Source organism: Bradyrhizobium sp. MI1.4, assembly GCF_055811315.1.
This window is the reverse complement of record NZ_JBVVPP010000021.1, coordinates 38,269-56,165: the sequence shown is the minus strand read 5'-3', so window position 1 is coordinate 56,165 and position 17,897 is coordinate 38,269. Positions and strand designations below refer to the sequence as shown.

The following is a 17,897-nucleotide window of genomic DNA, read 5'->3' as shown; positions in this document are numbered from 1 at the left end:
GTTAATGCCTCGTCCGCGCCAGAACGATTGGCTGAAAGGATCATGTCCCACCCGCCGTATCCCGGCTGAGACCACGTTTTGGCATCGATGACATCGCGGTCCCCCTCCTCGTCTCGTATCTGGCCCCTGTTCGCTCTCAACTTCTTCATGGCCGACATGCAGTCGGGCATCGGCCCTTTCGTCGGCGTCTTCCTCCAGGAGCGCGGCTGGGCGAGCGGGTTGATCGGTACCGCGATGACGATCGGCAATGTCGCGGGCATGCTGATCACCACGCCGATCGGCGGCTTCATCGACGCCAGCCGCAACAAGCGCATGTGGGTCGTGATTCCCGGCATCTGCGTGGTGCTCGCCTCCGCGATCATCCTGATCTCGCAAAATTTCTGGGCGGTGACGTTCTCGCAGATCGCACAATCGCTGGCGAGCGCCGCGATCGTGCCGGCGGTCACCGGCATCACGCTCGGCATCGCCAAGCAGAAGGGCTTCAACGCGCTCAACGGCCGCAACCAGGCCTTCAACCACGCCGGCAACATGGTCGGCGCCGCGCTGTCGGGCTATCTCGGTTACAAGTTCGGCTATGTCTCGGTGTTCGTGCTGGCGGCGGTGTTCGGCGCCATCGCGATCGCCTGTGTGATGATGATCCCGGCCAAGGCGATCGACGATCGCGCGGCGCGCGGCAGCAAGGAGGACGATCCCGACAGCGCGCCGGACGCGCTCACGATGCTGCTCAAGCATCGTGCACTGCTGGTGCTGGCACTGGCGCTCGCGCTGTTCCATCTCGGCAATGCCGCCATCGTTCCGCTCTATGGCCTGGCGGCGGTCGCCGAGGGCCAGGCCAACGGCCCGAGCTTCGTCGCGACCATCGTGGTGATCGCACAAGGCATCATGGTCATCACGTCGCTGATCGCAATGAAGGCGGCGAGCAAGCGCAACTACTGGCCCATCATTCTTGTCTCCTTCATGTTCCTGCCCATCCGCGGCGTGCTCGCCTTCTTCGTCACGGGATGGTGGGGCGTCGTACCGATGCAGGTGCTCGACGGCCTGGGCACCGGACTCCAGACGGTTGCCGTCCCCGGCATGGTCGCGCGCTCGCTCAACGGCACCGGCCGCATCAATCTCGGCCAGGGTGCCGTGATCACCGTGCAGGGTGTCGGCGCGAGCCTCAGCCCCGCGCTTGGCGGCTGGATCGCGCAATGGATCGGCTACGGCCCGACATTCCTGCTGCTCGGCGGTTTCGGCCTCGCGTCCATGGCGCTGTGGTTCGCGTTCGGCGCCCACGTGAAGAAGTATTGAGGCGCGAGCTTCACGTGCCAAAATTCTTCTGGATCGCCTTGTCGAGCGTCTCGCCGCCGACGAAGCGCTGGCGTAGCTCGCGCTTGAGCAGCTTGCCGCTCGGGTTCTTGGGCAGGGCATCGACGAAGATGACGCGCTTGGGCACCTTGAAATGCGCCATCTGGCCGGCGCAATGCTTGATGACGGACTCCTCGTCGAGCTTCTCCCCGCTCTTGACCACGACGATCGCAGTCACCGCCTCGATCCAGCGCGGATCGGGCAGGCCTACCACCGCCACCTCGGACACGGCGGGGATGCGGTAGACCATCTCCTCGACCTCGCGGCTCGCGACGTTCTCGCCGCCGGTCTTGATCATGTCCTTGACGCGATCGACCACGGTGATGTGGCCCTCTTCATCGACAGTGGCGAGATCGCCGGAGTGAAACCAGCCGCCGGAGAACGCCGCCGCCGTCTTGACCGGATCGTTGTAATAGCCGGAGAGCAGATGCGGTGAGCGGTGCACGATCTCGCCGACTTCGCCGACCTTCACATCCTCCATTGACGTATTGACCACGCGGGTCTCGACATTGAGCACGGGCTTGCCGGCCGAGCCGGCCTTGCGCAGCTGGTCCGCAGGACCCAGCACGGTCGCGAGCGGCGCGATCTCGGTCTGGCCGTAGAAATTCCAGAACTTCACGCTGGGCAGGCGGCGCTGGAGCTCGAGCAGCACCTCCACCGGCATGATCGAGGCGCCGTAATAGCCTTTCTGCAAGGTGGACAAATCCGTCTTGTCGAAATTGGGCGAGCGCAGCATCGCGATCCAGATCGTCGGCGGCGCGAAGAACGACGTGATCTTGTGCGTCTGGATCAATGAGAGAATGTTGTCGGCCGCAGGCTTGCCCGTGATCACGCCGGAGGCGCCGAGATAGATTTGCGGCCCCAGGAACACGTCGAGCTGCGCGCAATGATAGAGCGGAAGGGCGTGCAGGAATTTGTCGTCCACGCTCATGCCGCCGTCGATGATGCAGCTGACATACTGCCACATCACGGCTTCATGGGTCAGCATCGCGCCCTTGGGCAGCGACTCCGTGCCGCTGGTGTAGACGATCTGCGCGAGATCGCGGCTGTCGACGAAGGCCCCAAGGTACGAGCCGTTGGCATCGAGCAGATCGGCGAAGGTGGTGAGGCCCGCTGGCGCCGTGGCGGGATCCTCACCCGGCAGCCAGATCATCTTCTCGACCGCGCAATCCCGGGCGCTGGCCGCGCGCGCGGACTCGACGAAATCAGGGCCGGCCGCGAGCAGCTTTGCGCCGGAGCTCTTCAGGATGAAATTGATCTCGTCCGGATTGAGCATGAAGTTGATCGGCACCAGCACCGCGCCGATCCGGGCCACTGCGAACCGGAGCGCCGCAAAGGCATGCGAATTGCGCGAGAGCACGGCGAGGCGGTCACCCTTTTTCACGCCGAGGCCAAGCAGGCCACGGCCGAGCCGATTGCAGATCGCGTCCATCTCGGCAAAGGTCCAGCTCACATTGCCGCAGCTCACCGCGAGCTTGCCCGGATCGCGGCCCGCCGCACGGCGCAGGAGGTCGCCGATGGAATGCTCGCGGGCCTTCGAGATGGTGGCTGCGATATCGCCGGTCATTTCCATTCCCCTGAATTTTCTCTTTGCGTGAGGGCCGCCCAGCACAGGTCAGGCCATGGCATCACACGGTTCTCGTCTTTGCAAAAGCGTAGTCGGCGGGACCGGCCGCGTCAAATCACCCAGCGAGCGCGGCGCCGTTACGCAAGAGTTGACGCTTCAGGGAGGCAAATCTAGCCTCGTGCATCAACGATAAAACTTAGGGGGAAATGCCATGTGCCGGATTATTTGTGCTACCCTAGCGGCCGGATTGACTGCGTTTCTAATCAGCCCGTCTCTCGCCCAGCAGGCACCGCTCAAGATCGGCGTGCTCTCCGACTTCTCCTCAGTCTATTCCGACATCGGAGGCCAGGGGAATGTCGAGGCCACCAAAATGGCGATCGAAGATTTCGGCGGGCAGATGTTCGGCAAGCCGATCGACATGGTCAGCGCCGACGTGCTGAACAAGCCCGATGTCGCCTCCACCATCGCGCGAAAGTGGTGGGAGACCGAGGGCGTCGACATGATCATCGACCTGCCGACCTCGGCCACTGCGCTTGCAGTGATGGAGCTGTCGAAGCAGTATGAGAAGATCATGATCGTGACGGATGCGGCAAGCTCCGACATTACCGGAAAGTCCTGCTCGCCCTACACCGCGCACTGGACCTACGACACCTACGCCAACGCGCACACGGTCGGCAGCGCCATCGTCAAGAACGGCGGCGATAGCTGGTTCTTCCTCACGGCGGACTACGTGTTCGGTCATTCAGTCGAGCGCGACACCTCCGACGTGGTGAAGGCGGCCGGCGGAAAGGTGCTCGGCAGCGTCAAGCATCCGCTCAACACCGCGGACTTCTCCTCATTCCTGCTGCAGGCCCAGGCCTCGAAGTCCAAGATCATCGGGCTGGCGAACGGCGGTGGCGACACCATCAATGCGATCAAGCAGGCCGGTGAGTTCGGCATCGTCGCCGGCGGCCAGAACCTGGCTGCGATCGTGATGTTCATCTCCGACGTGCACAGCTTAGGGCTGAAGCTCGCGCAGGGACTGATCATCACCGAGGCCTATTACTGGGACCTCAACGAGAAGACCCGCGCTTTCGGCAAGCGTTTCATGGAGCGCGTCAAGCGCATGCCGACGATGAACCAGGCGGCGACCTACAGCGCGACGCTGCACTACCTGAAGGCGGTGCAGGCCGCTGGCACAAAGGACACCAAGACCGTGATGGCCAAGATGCGCGAGCTGCCGGTGAAGGATGCCTTCACCGACAACGGCAGCTTACGCGAAGACGGCCGCATGGTGCACAGCATGTATCTGTTCCAGGTGAAGAAGCCCGAGGAGTCCAAAGGCCCGTGGGACTATTACAAGCTGCTCGCCGAAGTCCCTGCCGACCAGGCCTTCCGGCCCCTGAAGGACGGCGGCTGCCCTCTTGTGAAGTGAGCCAACAGGACGGACAAGGCGTAGGTTCGCTAGCGCTGTCGGTACAGGCTCAGAGCTTGTGCCCCTTCTGTCGCAGCGCCTCGATGAGGCGCTGCTTCAACTCGTCGGCCGTCTTCTGACCGACGTCCTGACCGATCTGCGCGCTGGCCTGCGCCAGCGCATCCGACTTCTCCAGAAGCTTCTTCCCGGCTGGCTGGACATAGAAAGCCTCGATCTGGCGCAGCTCGTCAATGCTGAAGCTCTGCGCATAGAGAGCGGCGACCTGGTCGATCATTGAGGTGAGGGCCGGGGTGTAGATCTCGGAGCCGGGTGCCGTCACCGCGTCATAATCGCGCTCGATCTCCGGCCTGTCCTGCGCGACCCAGGGCCTCAGCTTGAGCAGGAGCTGCGGCAACAGCGCGCGATACTGATCCGCGATCTTCAAGGTGACCACGAGCTTGCGCGCCGCGCTCATCGCCTCCGGCGAGGGCGCTTGCGCCGATGCACCCGAGATCAGGAGCAGGAGTGTGCCGGCGATCGTCAACACAAGTCTGGACATAAACCCCTCCGTTGGATCTCTCCGCGAAAATGCAGGCCGGCGATACTCAACGACCCGCGGGCGCCACGGCAGACCTGTCCGCAGGCGCGCTTTCCAGGACGGTGTCGGCCTCCTCGATCTCCGTCACCTTCACGAACAGGTTCGGCACCCGTTCGGTCCGGTCGAGCAGCCAGGCGGCTGCGATCATGATGACGATGCCGACGACGGAGACCGCGAGCTGCTCCCAGACGCCCTTGGTGTATTGCGTCAGGATCCAGTGCGCCGAGAACGACAGGAAGACGCCAAGGCAGAAGATCGGCAGCGAATGCTGGCCGCAGAGGATCACAGGGCGCAGCCAGGCCCCGTGCAGGGTCCGCCATTTGCGCGAGATGAGGTGAGTCACCCAGATCGCCAGCGCCAGGAAATGCGTGAAGCGCAGCATGTCGAGGTCGGTCTTGTCGATCGGGTAGATCGCCTTGATCATCCATTTCGGGGTCAGGGCATCGAGCGCGGGGACGTGCCAGGTCATCACGATCAGCAGCGCGAAGGCGAGCCAGGCCGCGGCCAGCGCCATCGCCGCCCTGGACCACACCCATCTCGCGATCTTGTCGATCTGGCCGATGCCGCACCAGGCTGCGAACACGAACATCAGCTGCCAGCAGAACGGGTTGAAGTACCAGTGCGTGCCGGGCGGATAGGAGGCGACGTTCCAGTCGAACCAGCGCGCCAGCACGTAGAGCACCACGGATGCGGCGAGCGTCAGGTTCGGCCGGCGCACCAGGCACCACACGATGAAAGGCGAGGCGAAAACGAGCGTGATGTAGAGCGGCAGCACGTCGAGATTGACCGGCTTGTACTTCAGGAGGATCGCCTGCCCGATCAGCTCGTCCGGATGCGACAGGAAATTGAACACGTTGAACTCGTGCTCGTACATCGGATTGTCGAAGCGGCGCGCGGTGCGGGCGATCTGCGCCGTGAACAGCAGGAACAGCATGATGTGGGCGACGTACATCTCGACCGCGCGCCGCCACAGCCGCTTCAGCGCGGCGAGAAACCAGCCGCCAGCGACGATCGGCCCGTAGATCCAGCCGACCAGATAACCGGAGATGAAGACGAAGAATTCGGCGGCGTCGCTGAAGCCGTAATTGCGCAAGGTCAGCCAAGCCACGACGTCGTGCGGAATGTGGTCGAGGAAGATCATCCACAGACCGATGCCGCGGAAGAGATCGAGTCGCAAATCCCGCTCGACCGGCGCGAGCAGCGCTGACTGGTCCCGTGTGATCATGGCCCCGCCTCGTTCGGTGGGCGTCGCGCCGTCGCGGCGCCGCAAAATCGGATGCTAAAAAATTGAAATCAAAAGTCGCCTGGCCGTGTGGCCAGGGCCGACGGTAGCCGACCTTGCTGCGCGCGCAAGGGCATAGTCATCGGAGCGGGCGGCACAAGCGTGCCGTCCTCCGCGCTGCACCATGAAGGGCCCTTCAAGATAAAGGGCGAAAACAACCCCATGCACAGTAGCTAACTCCTTGCGGCGCCTGCTTAATTTATTTGACGCGTCGGGCAGATTTCGGCCCCGATAGCGGCCCGGCCGCCGCTGCCGTCAGCTGAGCTCGTCACCCGTCGCCTGCATCTCGTTGAGCATCGCCTCGGCCTTGTGGCGCAGCGGCAGCGCGCCGCTCTCGGCGGCGATCGCGATGGTCGCGCGCAGGGCGCTCAGGATCGCCGCCCTGGCCTCCGGATCCGACGGCGGCGTCACCACGGCCTCGCCGAACAGCGCCTCCGCCTCCAGGCCGGAGAACCCCTGTTGCCGCGCGGTGTTGCGCGCTTCGCGCAGCATGTTCTGCGCGGCCTGGACGTCGCCGAGACGGTGGGTGGCGAGCGCCAGGTAGATCGAGCTGCGAAGCACCGCCGAGGTATAGCCGACCGCCTTCGCTTCCTCACGCGCTTCCGTCAGCATGCCGCGCGCCCGGTCAAACAGCCCCTGCTCCAGATAGGCCATGCCGAGACGGCAGGCGAGCACCGGCACGAACAGCCGGATGCCGTGCTTCTGCGCCAGGACAAAACCATTCTCGAGAATGGCCGCGGCCGCCGCCGGCTCGCCGCGGCCGAGCATCAGCCAGCCGCCGCTATAGGCCGCGGCGACGCGGTCGTAGGGGCGGCCGGTCTCCTCCGCGATCGCTGCGGCTTGCTGCTGGAGCTGCTCGGCGGCATCGATCTGGCCCATCACCGTGTGAGTGACGCTGTTCATCATGCAGCAAAGCAGGAGCAAAGATCGTGGGGTCGTGCCGATCGGAGCACTCGCGGTCAGACCCGCAAGGTGGACGCGGGCGGTGGCCAGCATCTTCTCGGCGCGATCGTAGCGGCCGGAAAGAAAATAGGCCTGCCCGAGACTGTATTGCGCGAGATTACGCCAAGCGGGATTTCCCGAGCTTTCCGCCAGATGCACCACATCTTCCCCGATCGTGACAGCTTCAACCGGCGTTCCATAGAAATTCTGGGCACCCGCTCTCATGGTCATGGCCGCGACCTTGCGTTCAATATCGCCAATCGCATCGGCTCGCCGTTCGGCCTCGCTCCCCAAATCCAGGGCTTCGGCGACACGCCCCGACCCGGCAAAGGCCAATCGCGCCTCCATCCGCAGGTCGATGGCGTCCGTTTCGCGCGCGTGCGTCACCGGGATCTTGTCGAGAGAACCCATCGCGATCTCGAAATAATCGACCGCTTCGGCAAAGGCCGAGCGCACCAGACATTTTCGAGCCGCGCTCCTGCCATGCTGAAAAGCCTTCCGCCAATCCTTCGCTCGGGTCGCGTGATAGCAGAGCGTATCCGGACCGTCGGTCCACGCCTCGTCGGTCTCGAGAGCCGCCAGAATGCTGGCATGGATGCTTTCCCGCACCTTCTCGACCATCGAATCGTAGGTCACCTGCCTGACCATCTCGTGCCGGAACTCGAGCGAATCCTCCAACTCACTGTCGATCCTGACGAGCAACTCGGCCCGGTCGAGCGCGGTGAGGCAATCCTGCAGGACGTCTTCCGGCACGGCCGCTACTCTTCGCAGTGTGGCCTGGTCGGCCCGGGGTCCAAGCGCCGCGGCGATCTGGAGAAGCGATCGTTCCTGTCGTGACACACGATCCAGCCGCGCCGCGATCACACCCTGAATGCTGCTGGGGATGCCGAGTTCGTCCACAGGACGCGCAAGGGAAAGGTCGCCCCACTGGCCAAGAAGCATGCCGCTGTCCTTCAAACTGCGGCAGACCTCCTCAATGAACAGCGGAACGTTGGCCGTATGAGAGATGATCCGATTCTTCAGGTCTTCGTTGGTCGTGGCGGGACCAAGCATGTCCGCGAGCATGGCCAGCCCCGAATTGTCATCGAGAGGCCGCATCGCCACGATTTCCGCGCGGCAGCTCGCGATCCACACCGGCATTCCATTGGGCCGCGTCGTCAGCAGCACAAGCAAATCAGGGCATTGCAGCCCCGAAAGGGTCGCGACGACCGCATCGCTGGCCCGATCCATCCAGTGCAGGTCCTCAATCAAAAGGATCGTACGCTGACGACGGGCGACGCTCTCGATGATCGCACAGCTTGCGTCTGAAATCGCACGACCGCGCGCGTGAGGCTCCAATTCATCCCATTGCGGATCGGAAACCGGCAAATCCAGGATCGCGTCGAGAGCCCGCTGTTGCACCACCGGCAATTCGTCTCTGGGATCATCCGTCTTGGTCTGATCTCTTGCTGACGTATCGAGGATCGAGAGCAACAGGCGCTTGAGCGCGCTGTACGGCGCACCCTGGAGATTCGGGCTGCACTCGACATCGATCAGCCGCCAGCCGCCAGCCCGGAGGTCCTGCGCGAATTCATGCGCAAGCCGAGACTTGCCAATGCCGGCGTCACCCATCAGCAGAACCGTCTGCCGGCCGGCAGCAACCCTATCCGCAGCGCGCCACAACAACGCCCGCTCCGTCGTGCGGTCGACGAATCTGGAAACGCTCCGCGCACGTCGGACCCGCCAGCTCGACAGATCACTCGCACCCATCACCCGGTAGACAGGCAGGGGCTCGCCGAAACCACGGAGCGCCTTGCGGCCAAGGAATTCAAAGCGGACGTGTCCGTCCGCCAGCTCCTGGCAGGCTTCGGAGACATAGATCTGGTTCGCCTCGGCTGCCGTCTCCAGCCGAGCCGCGAGGTGCTGGGCTGCGCCGCCGATCTCGTAGACCTTGGAAAATTCGCTCGCGACCATGTAGGCCACCACATGACCCGAGTGCAGGCCGACCCGGACTTGAAGTCCTGGATCGCCCAGACTGCCAACACGCCGGACCAGCTCGATGGCCGCGTGGCAGGCTAAGGGCGCGTGGTTGTCGTCGGCGATCGGGGCGCCGAAGACGGCGGCCAACCCGTCACCCAACTCCTTGCTGACGATGCCGCCGAACTGGCGCACCGCGCCTCTCATCGCCGCAAGAGCAGGCTCGAGGCGCGACACCGCCGCCTCCGGCTCCAGTTCGGCAACAAGACCTGTGGAATCGACGACGTCGGCACGCAGAATCGTCACAAAGCGTCGTTCGCTGTCGGGGTCGACGGGCTGGCGCACCGCCGCTCCGCATTTGGAGCACCAGCGGTCGCCCGGACCAATCGCCGACTGACAAGCGAAGCAATGCATTCCAGCGCCTTCAACCACTGCCTCGGCAGCCTCACCCCAATCCCCGCGAGGCGTTCGACCCAACAATACCTATAGGAAAGTGCATGGCAATTGGGCTTGCGACATAGGCGACGTTACGGGATGGAGGCTCTCTGGACGAAATACATTCCTGAGTGGTAGCGTTGAGGGCGCACAACAAACAGCGTGATCGGCCGTAGCGTGACGCGTATTTTCGGCCACCGCACCAGAGATTTTGACAAACAGACATATGAAGGAAAGAGGCGATGGCCGGACTGGTATATAGCGGCAAGGCATTTCGAGACTTGATGAATAGCAATTACTATCCTTTGGCGAACATGAAGAAGAGCGTCGCGAAGCTCAAGGAGTCCGAGGACATCGACCTGCCGACCTTGGAATACGGCCAGTACCATTTGATTCTGAACCCGGCATCGAACTGGCCGCAGGGCAGCGCCAAGTACTGGCACAAGGAAAAGGGCCGGGCCCGCGTCGACCTCAGCACCCAGCCGAACACAGTCCCCCTGTCCAGGGATGAGCCGGGCGTCATTCCGCTGACGCGATGCGATCTGCTCGATGCCTGCGTCCGGAAATGCTTCAACTCCGAGCCGCCAATCCCGATGAAGACGAAGATCATCACCCACGAAGCCAGCGACGCTTTCGCGCACCGGCACGAGATCCGGCTGGAGTGGGACTACAAGAAGGGCTCGGACAAGCCGACGCTGCTCAATCTGACGATGGTCTGTCCGCACAGATCCTGACGCATTCTGTAGTACGCAAGACGCATCACGCCCGCGCGACTGGCGCGGGCGTAGTGTTTGCTTCCGATCGCCGTTCGCCCCAAGGGGGCAGCCCTCGCGCTTGCCAAGACCGTGCTGTCGAAGGAAGCAGCACTGCCAAGACGCTGGTCCTATCCACCGCCTCCAAAAAACCGGTTCAGCTCGTACGCAGTCTGCTGCGGAAGCTCCTCCGGGAAGAAGTGCCCGCCATCAAGCGGCTTTCCGTCGATGTCATCTGCCCACGCCCGCCAGAGCCCCAAGGGGCCGCCCTCGCTCGCATACCACGCGTTGAGGGGGCCGCGACCGCTCCAGAGCACGAGCACAGGGCAGTCAATTCGGCGGCCGGAACGACGGTCCGCCACATCGTGCGCGTGATCGAGTGTCGCGGCCGCACGATATTCCTCGCAGATCGCGTGAACATGCGCCTCATCGCTCAACGCGTCGATATAGGCTGCTCGCACCGCCGGACTGAAGCTGCCGGCCGAAGACCCCCAGCCATGCAGCGCATTGTCGATGATGGCGTCGGGGGCTGCCGACAATAACCGCTCGGGAAGAGGTTCAGGCTGCGCAAGCAACGACCACGGCCAATAGCCGACCGTCAGGTTCTTGTCGGCGCGCTCCCAGGCGTCGGCAATAGGAACGACATCCAGGACGGCAAGTCGCTGCACGCGTTCGCGGTGATCAAGCGCGAGCCGAAAGGCGACACGGCCGCCACGATCATGGCCCGCGACCGAGAAACGGTCGAAGCCGAGTTTCGTCATGACGGACACCATGTCGTTTGCCATTGCTCGTTTTGCATATGGCGCATGGTCCGGACTGGAGGGAGGACAATCGCTCCGGCCATATCCGCGAAGATCGGCGCAGACCACGGTGAACTTTTGCGCGAGCAACGGCGCAACGTCTCGCCACATCAGATGCGTCTGCGGAAATCCGTGCAACAGGAGAACGGCCGGCCCCGAACCGGCCCGACGGATGAAGATCCGGGCCTCGTCCGCCTGAACATCGGCGGCGTCGAAATCCTCGAACTGCATTGGCCCTCTCCTTCCGAACGACGGCAAGCCAACAATCGAGCACCGGACGGGCCCGGTGTCCTCGTGTTGACGCCCGGCGCCATCCTGGGTTCCTTCCCGGATGGCATGCTCTGGGCTGATCGCGCTTACGCTTGGCAGCTCCACCGACGGCGACGGGACGCGCTTCGGCATGGTCCGAACGAACCCAAGCTCAGCCAAGCAGGACATGCATGATCGAGGACGCCCCAAAACAAAAAATGGCGCGCGCAAGGCGTGCCATTTCCTTCTGTAAACCAACAAATTCAGCGAAGGCCGCCGGCGACGTGAAGCGTCTCGCCCGTGACGTAGGATGCGTCGTCCGAAGCGAAGAAGGCCACCGCGGCAGCGATCTCCTCGACCTTGCCGACTCGGCCAAGCGGAGTGGTGGATTCGATCCAGTTTCGCATGTCGCCCTCGTGCAGGCCGGCGGACACGACCCCCTCGGTGACGATCATGCCGGGATTGACGGCGTTGACGCGGATCTTGCGCGGCGCCAGTTCCTTGGCCAGCACGGCGGAGATCGCATCCACCGATGCTTTGGTGGCGGAGTAGACGGCGCCGTTCGGCGGCGCGAGGGTCGACGCCGCGGAGCTGATGTTGATGATGCTTCCGCCATTGGCGTTGAAGTGCCGCGCCGCCTCTCCTGAGACCAGGAGGAGGCCCAGCACATTGAGATCGAACTGCTTGTGGAAATGCTCCGGCGTGATGGCCTCGAGCGGCGCGAACTCGTAAACGCCCGCGTTGTTGACGAGGATGTCGATCGCACCGAGCGCCTTCACGGTATCCGCGACTACGCTTTTCACGTCCTTGGCATCGGCCAGATTACCGTGAACGGCGATCGCTTTGCCGCCCTTGGCGACAATGGCGGCGACCACGCTGTCGGCGGCCTGTTTGCTGGCGCTGTAGTTGACGGCGACCGCCGCACCCTCGGCTGCGAGCCGCGCGGCGATTTCGGCACCGATGCCTTTGGATGCGCCGGTCACGAGCGCAACTTTTCCTTCGAGTCTCTTGGTCATCACATTCTCCATCATCCGGCGCGACGCCGATATTCAATAGTTCAATACTAGTGAACTATTGAATGAGTTCAAGGGAGGTGCTATATTTTGTGCATGGTGCAGTTCGTTCACCCATCGCGGAGCGAGATTTCACTGGCTGGGGTGCTGGGAGCGCTCGCGGACCCTATGCGGCTGCGGATCGTCAAAAGCCTGGCCGCACAGAGTGATTGCATGTCGTGCACCGAGGCGGCGCCCTGCCCTGACATGGCGAAGTCGACCCTGTCGAACCATTTTCGCATCCTGCGCGAGGCCGGCCTGATCCGGACGTCAAAGCAAGGCGTCCAGCACCGCAATGTCCTGCGCGAGGAGGACATCAACGCGCGGTTTCCGAAGTTGCTGAAGATGATCCTGAGCTATCCGGAGTGAGCCGTTCCCCCACTCTTGCGCAAGGTGCGACCGACGTTTCCACCGGAGCGCGGCCAAAACAAAAATGGCCCGCGTGAAGCGGGCCATTTTCGGATCGGGACCGGTAAGGTCCGAACTTGGTTGCGGGGATAGGATTTGAACCTATGACCTTCAGGTTATGAGCCTGACGAGCTACCGGGCTGCTCCACCCCGCGTTAACCGTTGCTTTGCCTTCGTGAAAGCGCCGGGGACGGTGAATGAAGGGCCGGCGCTGTTCGCGTGGCTTGCTTCGTCCGTCCCGAAGGCTTCCTTGGAAGGCAACCCCGGGCAAAGCCCGTTGGGTGCGGGCGGTATGTACCAACCCGGGGTGCCTTTGGAAAGGGCTGTGGGGACGTTTTTTTCGACTTTATGACAGCGCGGTGGACGAATTTGCAGCCTATTTGGCCGGCCCTTGCCAGAAGTTCCACAAGGGGCCAGCTTGCGGCAACAAAACCAGGCGGAAACGCCACTTAATGGGGGAGAACGCCATGGACCACGCCTTGGATCGCCCCTCAGATCGCCCCCCGCCGAGCGCCCCGCTTCGGGGCCTCGAAGACGCCTTCCATGCCATGGTCGAGCGGTCGCGGGCCGAGCCGGCGCCTGGCCTCGCCGAGCGGCTCGACCGGCTGGCGCGGTTGCGCACTGTCGTCGCCGACAACGAGGAGCGCTTCCGGCAGGCGATCTCGGCCGATTTCGGTCACCGCTGCGCGGTCGAGACCAATATCGCCGAGACCATGATGGTGTTCTCCGAGATCCGTCATGCCACCAAGCACCTCAAGAGCTGGATGGCGCCGCAGCGCGTTTCGACGGCGCTGCAATTCCTGCCCGCGCGCAACCGGCTGATGCCGCAGCCGCTCGGCGTCGTCGGCGTCATCGCGCCCTGGAATTATCCGCTGCAGCTGACGCTCGCGCCCGCCATCGGCGCGCTCGCCGCCGGCAACCGCGTCATCATCAAGCCGAGCGAGCTCGTGCCGCATTTCTCAGCGCTGCTGAAGGAGACGGTCGCCGCGCGGTTCGACGCTGCGGAATTGCTCGTCACCGGCGTCGAAGACGAGGTCGCAAAGGCCTTCGCGCATCTGCCGTTCGATCATCTCGTGTTCACCGGCTCGACCCGGGTGGGGCGGCTGGTGGCGGAGGCCGCGGGGCGTAACCTGACGCCCGTCACACTCGAGCTCGGCGGCAAGTCGCCTGTTATCATCGACGCCTCGGCCGACCTCGAAGAGGCCGCCGAGCGCATCGCCTACGGCAAGCTGCTCAATGCCGGGCAGACCTGCATCGCGCCGGACTATGTGCTGGTGCCCGAGCGCGCGTTGCAGGCCTTCGCCGAAAAAGTTCGCGCGCAGATGCGGCGCATGTACGGCACCGATCCCGCCAACAAGGATTACACCTCCGTGATCTCCGACCGGCATTATGCGCGGCTGGAAAATCTCGTCGCGGATGCGGCAGGCCGCGGCGCAAAGATCCTGCAGCCGGCGGAACCGGACGATCCCAACTGGAAGGCGCACCGCAAATTCCCGCCGACGCTGATCGTGGGCGCAACCGAAGACATGGCGGTGATGCAGGAGGAGATTTTCGGCCCCGTACTGCCCGTGCTCGGCTATCGCGAACCGGCCGATGCCATCGCCTTCGTCAACGCCAGCGACCGGCCGCTGGCGCTGTACTGGTTCGGCAAGGACCGCGTTGCGCGCGACGAGGTGCTGGCGCGCACCGTCTCCGGCGGCGTCACCATCAACGACTGCCTGTTCCACTTCGCGCAGATCAACCAGCCGATGGGCGGCGTCGGCGCATCCGGCACCGGCGCCTATCATGGCGAATGGGGCTTTCGCACGTTCAGCAAGCTGAAGCCGGTGTTCTATCGCTCGAAATTCAACCGCCTCGCCGACCTCTATCCGCCCTATGGCGGCAAGATCGCGCGGCTGGAGAAGATGATGCGATTCATGTCGTAGGTTTCAGCACCTGTCATTGCGAGCGCAGCGAAGCAATCCAGAATCCCTCCGCGGCAAAGGTCTGGATTGCTTCGCTTGCGCTCGCAATGACGGAAAGAATGAATGCAGGGGGAAACATCAGTGACGGACACATTCGATTTCGTCGTCGTGGGCGCGGGCTCCGGCGGCTGCGCGGTGGCGGGGCGGCTGTCGGAGGATGCGGGGACATCCGTGGCGCTGCTCGATGCCGGCGGTCGGAACGACAATTGGCGGATCACCACGCCGTTCGGACTGGCTTTGCCATACAAGGCGGCGAACTGGGGTTTCGATACCGTGCCGCAGAAGGGATTGAACGGCCGGATCGGCTATCAACCGCGCGGCAAGGGACTCGGCGGATCCTCGGCGATCAACGCCATGGTCTATATCCGCGGCAACAAATGGGACTACGACCACTGGGCCTCGCTCGGCAATGCCGGCTGGTCATATGCGGACGTGCTGCCCTATTTCAAGCGCTCGGAGAACAACGCCGATTTCGACGGCGCCTATCATGGCAAGGGCGGCCCGCTGCATGTCAACAGACTGCGCGCGGACAATCCGATCCACGACATCTTCCATCAGGCCGCCCGCGAGGCGCAGTTCCGCATCCGCGAGGACTTCAATGAAGAGGATCACGAAGGGCTCGGCAGCTACCAGGTGACCCAGCACAATGGTGAGCGCTGGAGCGCGGCGCGCGCCTATCTGCATCCCCACATGGACAAGCGCGCCAATCTGCGTGTCGAGACGCAGGCGCATGCCACGCGCATCCTGTTCGAAAGTGGGCGCGCGGTCGGCATCGAATATGTCCAGGGCAAGCAGACAAAGAAGCTACGCGCCCGTCGCGAGGTGATCCTCGCCTCCGGCGCCTTCCAGTCACCGCAATTGCTGATGCTGTCGGGCATAGGCGACGGCAAGGCGCTTGCCGCCCACGGGATCGACGTCGTGCATCATTTGCCGGGCGTAGGACGCAATCTGCAGGATCATCCGGATTTCGTGTTCGTCTACGCCTCCGACTATCCACACTTCGTCCATTCGTCGCTCGGCCGGCTACCATCCCTGCTCCGCGCCATCCAACGATACCGCCGGGAGCGGCGCGGCCTGATGACCACCAATTTCGCCGAGTGTGGCGGCTTCCTGAAGACCCGGGCCGACCTCGATGTGCCCGACATCCAGCTGCACTTCATCATCGCGACGCTCGACGACCACGGCCGCAAGAAGCACAAGGAGGCGGGCTTCTCGTGCCATGTCTGCCTGTTGCGGCCGAAGAGCCGTGGCAGCGTCTGGCTGAAAAGCGCCGATCCGCTGGCAGCGCCGCTGATCGATCCGAATTTCTTGGGCGAGGCGGAGGATCTCGAGACGATGGTCGCGGGCTTCAAGACGACGCGAAGGCTGATGGAGACGCCCGCGATGCGCGCGTTGCAGAAGAAGGACATGTTCACGTCCGATGTGAGAACGGACGACGATATCCGCGCCATCCTGCGCGCGCGTGTCGACACCGTCTATCACCCCGTCGGCACCTGCAAGATGGGCACCGACGCGATGGCCGTGGTCGATCCGGCGCTGAAGGTGCACGGCGTGGAAGGTCTGCGCGTCGTCGACGCCTCGATCATGCCGACACTGATCGGCGGCAACACCAATGCGCCGGCGATCATGATCGGCGAGAAGGCGGCGGATATGATCAGGGGCGAGATGCGGTGACTCTACCTCGTCGTCCCGGCCTAGTGCGCAATTGCGCATGGGGGGCTGGGACGATAGCAGCTTCTCAATTCAGCAAGAACCCGCCGTCCACCGTCACCACACTGCCCGTCATGTACCGCGAGGCCTTCGAGGCCAGCAGCAGGATCGCGCCGTCGAGATCGGACTCGGCGCCGATGCGGCGCTGGGGAATGCGCTCGGTCAGGCGCTCGCCCGGCGGCGTCGCCCAGAACGCGTGGTTCATCTCGGTGTCGATGTAGCCGGGTGCCAGCGCGTTGACGCGGATGTTCTGCCCCGCAAGCTCCAGCGCCATCGCTTTGGTCGCCTGGATGATGCCGGCCTTGGAGATCGCGTAAGGCGACACCGCCTTCAGCACGCCGGTGCCGAGCACGGAGGCGATGTTGACGATGTTGCCTGCCTGCTTGCGCGCGATCATGCGGCGCGCGATCTCGGTCGCGAGGAAATAGGCGCCCTTGAGATTGGCGCCCATCACCGCGTCCCAATCGGCCTCGGTCTGCTCGGTCGCGAGCTTTTCGATCGCGATGCCAGCATTGTTGATCAGCACCGTGACCGGGCCGAGCGCGGCTTCCGTGGCATCGACGGCCCTGGCGATCGATGCGATGTCGGTGACGTCGAGCGCGACGGCGGCGGCGCGGCCGCCCTTGCCGCGGATCTCGTCTTCCAGGCTCTTCAGCTTGTCGGTCTGCCGCGCCGCGAGCGCGACGGCCGCGCCATGTGCCGCCAACACCCGGGCAAATTGCCGCCCCAAGCCCTGGCTCGCACCTGTGACGAGGATGGTTTCTCGACTGACGTCGAATAGGTCTGACATTGGGCGCGTCCCTGAGCTTTGGGGTCATCGGTTTTGGCCATCAATACAGACGATTTTAACGATCTGAAACCGGAATGATCGGTTCTGCGTTCACTCGTTCCATGGCAGGCTCCCGCGCATGAACAGTTTCGATCTCGCCGTCTATGCGGCGCTCGCCATCGCGATCGGCTTCGGTTTCAGGACCGGCCTGCTCGGCAGCGCCATGACGATCCTGGCCTATCTCCTCGCCGCCCCCATCGCGGTTGCGCTGATGCCGCTGATCGTCCCGCAGGTCGCGGGCAATCCGAATGCGCCGCTGCTGCAGAACTGGATCTGGTTCTTCGGCATCTTCGTGGTGGTCGGCATGCTGTTTGGACATCTCGGCCGGCTGGCGCTGAGCGACACGATACGCGACGCCGGCATCGGCGACCGCCTCGGCGGCGCCGCGCTCGGCGCCATCAGGGTCGGCCTCGTCGCCACCACCTTGGTGCTGGTGTTCGACCAGATCGTGCCGGCCAACCGGCAGCCGCCGTTCCTCGCCGGTTCGCATCTGCGGCCGCTGTTCTCGACGGTCGGCCAGATGGGCTTCAAGTCGCTGCCGCCGGAGGCGGCCTCCGCGATCGACCGTCTCAAGCAGGAGCGGCGCATCTGATGAGGCGCATTTGCATCGCCG

At 63.8% G+C, this 17,897-nt stretch carries 14 protein-coding genes and 1 tRNA gene; 7 read left to right on the top strand and 8 right to left on the bottom strand.

From position 1 onward, the window contains the following. Positions 1 to 87: 87 nt before the first annotated feature. The gene (locus AC0L23_RS22560; RefSeq protein WP_085361650.1) at positions 88 to 1,290 is read left to right on the top strand and encodes an MFS transporter; all 1,203 of its coding nucleotides are present in this window, start codon (positions 88 to 90) and stop codon (positions 1,288 to 1,290) included. A gap of 10 nt (positions 1,291 to 1,300) precedes the next feature. Here AC0L23_RS22560 and AC0L23_RS22555 read toward each other — a convergent pair whose 3' ends face one another. Then, the gene (locus AC0L23_RS22555; protein WP_085361678.1) at positions 1,301 to 2,914 is read right to left on the bottom strand and encodes an acyl-CoA synthetase; all 1,614 of its coding nucleotides are present in this window, start codon (positions 2,912 to 2,914) and stop codon (positions 1,301 to 1,303) included. Between the two features lie 211 nt (positions 2,915 to 3,125). On the opposite strand from AC0L23_RS22555, the gene AC0L23_RS22550 reads away from it, so the two are divergent. Further along, the gene (locus tag AC0L23_RS22550) at positions 3,126 to 4,328 is read left to right on the top strand and encodes an ABC transporter substrate-binding protein (RefSeq protein WP_085361651.1); all 1,203 of its coding nucleotides are present in this window, start codon (positions 3,126 to 3,128) and stop codon (positions 4,326 to 4,328) included. A 49-nt stretch (positions 4,329 to 4,377) separates the two neighbouring features. On the opposite strand, the gene AC0L23_RS22545 is transcribed toward AC0L23_RS22550, so the two are convergent. The 3 genes from AC0L23_RS22545 to AC0L23_RS22535 form a co-directional block, all read right to left on the bottom strand. Further along, positions 4,378 to 4,866, bottom strand: a complete 489-nt coding sequence (locus AC0L23_RS22545; RefSeq protein WP_026233811.1) for a DUF2059 domain-containing protein — start codon at positions 4,864 to 4,866, stop codon at positions 4,378 to 4,380. A 46-nt stretch (positions 4,867 to 4,912) separates the two neighbouring features. Then, complete coding sequence (locus AC0L23_RS22540; protein ID WP_026233810.1) at positions 4,913 to 6,130, bottom strand: OpgC domain-containing protein; 1,218 nt, start codon at positions 6,128 to 6,130, stop codon at positions 4,913 to 4,915. Between the two features lie 312 nt (positions 6,131 to 6,442). Next, positions 6,443 to 9,499, bottom strand: a complete 3,057-nt coding sequence (locus AC0L23_RS22535; RefSeq protein WP_085361652.1) for an ATP-binding protein — start codon at positions 9,497 to 9,499, stop codon at positions 6,443 to 6,445. Positions 9,500 to 9,762: 263 nt separating this feature from the next. On the opposite strand from AC0L23_RS22535, the gene AC0L23_RS22530 reads away from it, so the two are divergent. Continuing rightward, on the top strand, positions 9,763 to 10,254 hold the full coding sequence (locus tag AC0L23_RS22530) for a hypothetical protein (protein ID WP_018459438.1): 492 nt from the start codon (positions 9,763 to 9,765) through the stop codon (positions 10,252 to 10,254). A gap of 149 nt (positions 10,255 to 10,403) precedes the next feature. Here AC0L23_RS22530 and AC0L23_RS22525 read toward each other — a convergent pair whose 3' ends face one another. Together AC0L23_RS22525 and AC0L23_RS22520 are read right to left on the bottom strand one after the other, a co-directional pair. Next, positions 10,404 to 11,303, bottom strand: coding sequence for an alpha/beta fold hydrolase (locus AC0L23_RS22525; protein ID WP_085361653.1), 900 nt, complete (start codon positions 11,301 to 11,303; stop codon positions 10,404 to 10,406). A gap of 281 nt (positions 11,304 to 11,584) precedes the next feature. Beyond that, positions 11,585 to 12,337 carry an SDR family NAD(P)-dependent oxidoreductase gene (locus AC0L23_RS22520; protein WP_085361679.1) on the bottom strand — a complete coding sequence of 251 codons (753 nt, stop codon included), beginning with the start codon at positions 12,335 to 12,337 and terminating at the stop codon, positions 11,585 to 11,587. 93 nt (positions 12,338 to 12,430) lie between these two features. Here AC0L23_RS22520 and AC0L23_RS22515 point away from each other — a divergent pair, with 93 nt between their 5' ends. Then, positions 12,431 to 12,742, top strand: a complete 312-nt coding sequence (locus AC0L23_RS22515) for an ArsR/SmtB family transcription factor (RefSeq protein WP_026233807.1) — start codon at positions 12,431 to 12,433, stop codon at positions 12,740 to 12,742. Positions 12,743 to 12,859: 117 nt separating this feature from the next. Here the strand turns inward: AC0L23_RS22515 and AC0L23_RS22510 are convergent. After that, positions 12,860 to 12,936 (bottom strand) — tRNA-Met (locus AC0L23_RS22510). Between the two features lie 312 nt (positions 12,937 to 13,248). Here AC0L23_RS22510 and AC0L23_RS22505 point away from each other — a divergent pair. Then, positions 13,249 to 14,706, top strand: a complete 1,458-nt coding sequence (locus AC0L23_RS22505; protein ID WP_085361654.1) for a coniferyl aldehyde dehydrogenase — start codon at positions 13,249 to 13,251, stop codon at positions 14,704 to 14,706. Positions 14,707 to 14,826: 120 nt separating this feature from the next. After that, positions 14,827 to 16,419 carry a GMC family oxidoreductase gene (locus AC0L23_RS22500; RefSeq protein ID WP_085385072.1) on the top strand — a complete coding sequence of 531 codons (1,593 nt, stop codon included), beginning with the start codon at positions 14,827 to 14,829 and terminating at the stop codon, positions 16,417 to 16,419. A 64-nt stretch (positions 16,420 to 16,483) separates the two neighbouring features. On the opposite strand, the gene AC0L23_RS22495 is transcribed toward AC0L23_RS22500, so the two are convergent. Beyond that, positions 16,484 to 17,245, bottom strand: a complete 762-nt coding sequence (locus tag AC0L23_RS22495) for an SDR family oxidoreductase (RefSeq protein WP_085361656.1) — start codon at positions 17,243 to 17,245, stop codon at positions 16,484 to 16,486. Between the two features lie 118 nt (positions 17,246 to 17,363). Here AC0L23_RS22495 and AC0L23_RS22490 point away from each other — a divergent pair, with 118 nt between their 5' ends. Continuing rightward, positions 17,364 to 17,876 carry a CvpA family protein gene (locus tag AC0L23_RS22490; RefSeq protein ID WP_018457563.1) on the top strand — a complete coding sequence of 171 codons (513 nt, stop codon included), beginning with the start codon at positions 17,364 to 17,366 and terminating at the stop codon, positions 17,874 to 17,876. Positions 17,877 to 17,897 lie beyond the last annotated feature (21 nt).

Bases quoted from the DNA above. Each gene is read 5' to 3' on its own strand.
- AC0L23_RS22545 (WP_026233811.1), bottom strand. From the start codon at position 4,866: ATGTCCAGACTTGTGTTGACGATCGCCGGCACACTCCTGCTCCTGATC.
- AC0L23_RS22530 (WP_018459438.1), top strand. From the start codon at position 9,763: ATGGCCGGACTGGTATATAGCGGCAAGGCATTTCGAGACTTGATGAAT.
- AC0L23_RS22550 (WP_085361651.1), top strand. From the start codon at position 3,126: ATGTGCCGGATTATTTGTGCTACCCTAGCGGCCGGATTGACTGCGTTT.
- AC0L23_RS22520 (WP_085361679.1), bottom strand. From the start codon at position 12,337: ATGACCAAGAGACTCGAAGGAAAAGTTGCGCTCGTGACCGGCGCATCC.
- AC0L23_RS22505 (WP_085361654.1), top strand. From the start codon at position 13,249: ATGGACCACGCCTTGGATCGCCCCTCAGATCGCCCCCCGCCGAGCGCC.
- AC0L23_RS22540 (WP_026233810.1), bottom strand. From the start codon at position 6,130: ATGATCACACGGGACCAGTCAGCGCTGCTCGCGCCGGTCGAGCGGGAT.
- AC0L23_RS22525 (WP_085361653.1), bottom strand. From the start codon at position 11,303: ATGCAGTTCGAGGATTTCGACGCCGCCGATGTTCAGGCGGACGAGGCC.
- AC0L23_RS22535 (WP_085361652.1), bottom strand. From the start codon at position 9,499: ATGCATTGCTTCGCTTGTCAGTCGGCGATTGGTCCGGGCGACCGCTGG.
- AC0L23_RS22495 (WP_085361656.1), bottom strand. From the start codon at position 17,245: ATGTCAGACCTATTCGACGTCAGTCGAGAAACCATCCTCGTCACAGGT.
- AC0L23_RS22560 (WP_085361650.1), top strand. From the start codon at position 88: ATGACATCGCGGTCCCCCTCCTCGTCTCGTATCTGGCCCCTGTTCGCT.
- AC0L23_RS22490 (WP_018457563.1), top strand. From the start codon at position 17,364: ATGAACAGTTTCGATCTCGCCGTCTATGCGGCGCTCGCCATCGCGATC.
- AC0L23_RS22515 (WP_026233807.1), top strand. From the start codon at position 12,431: ATGGTGCAGTTCGTTCACCCATCGCGGAGCGAGATTTCACTGGCTGGG.
- AC0L23_RS22555 (WP_085361678.1), bottom strand. From the start codon at position 2,914: ATGACCGGCGATATCGCAGCCACCATCTCGAAGGCCCGCGAGCATTCC.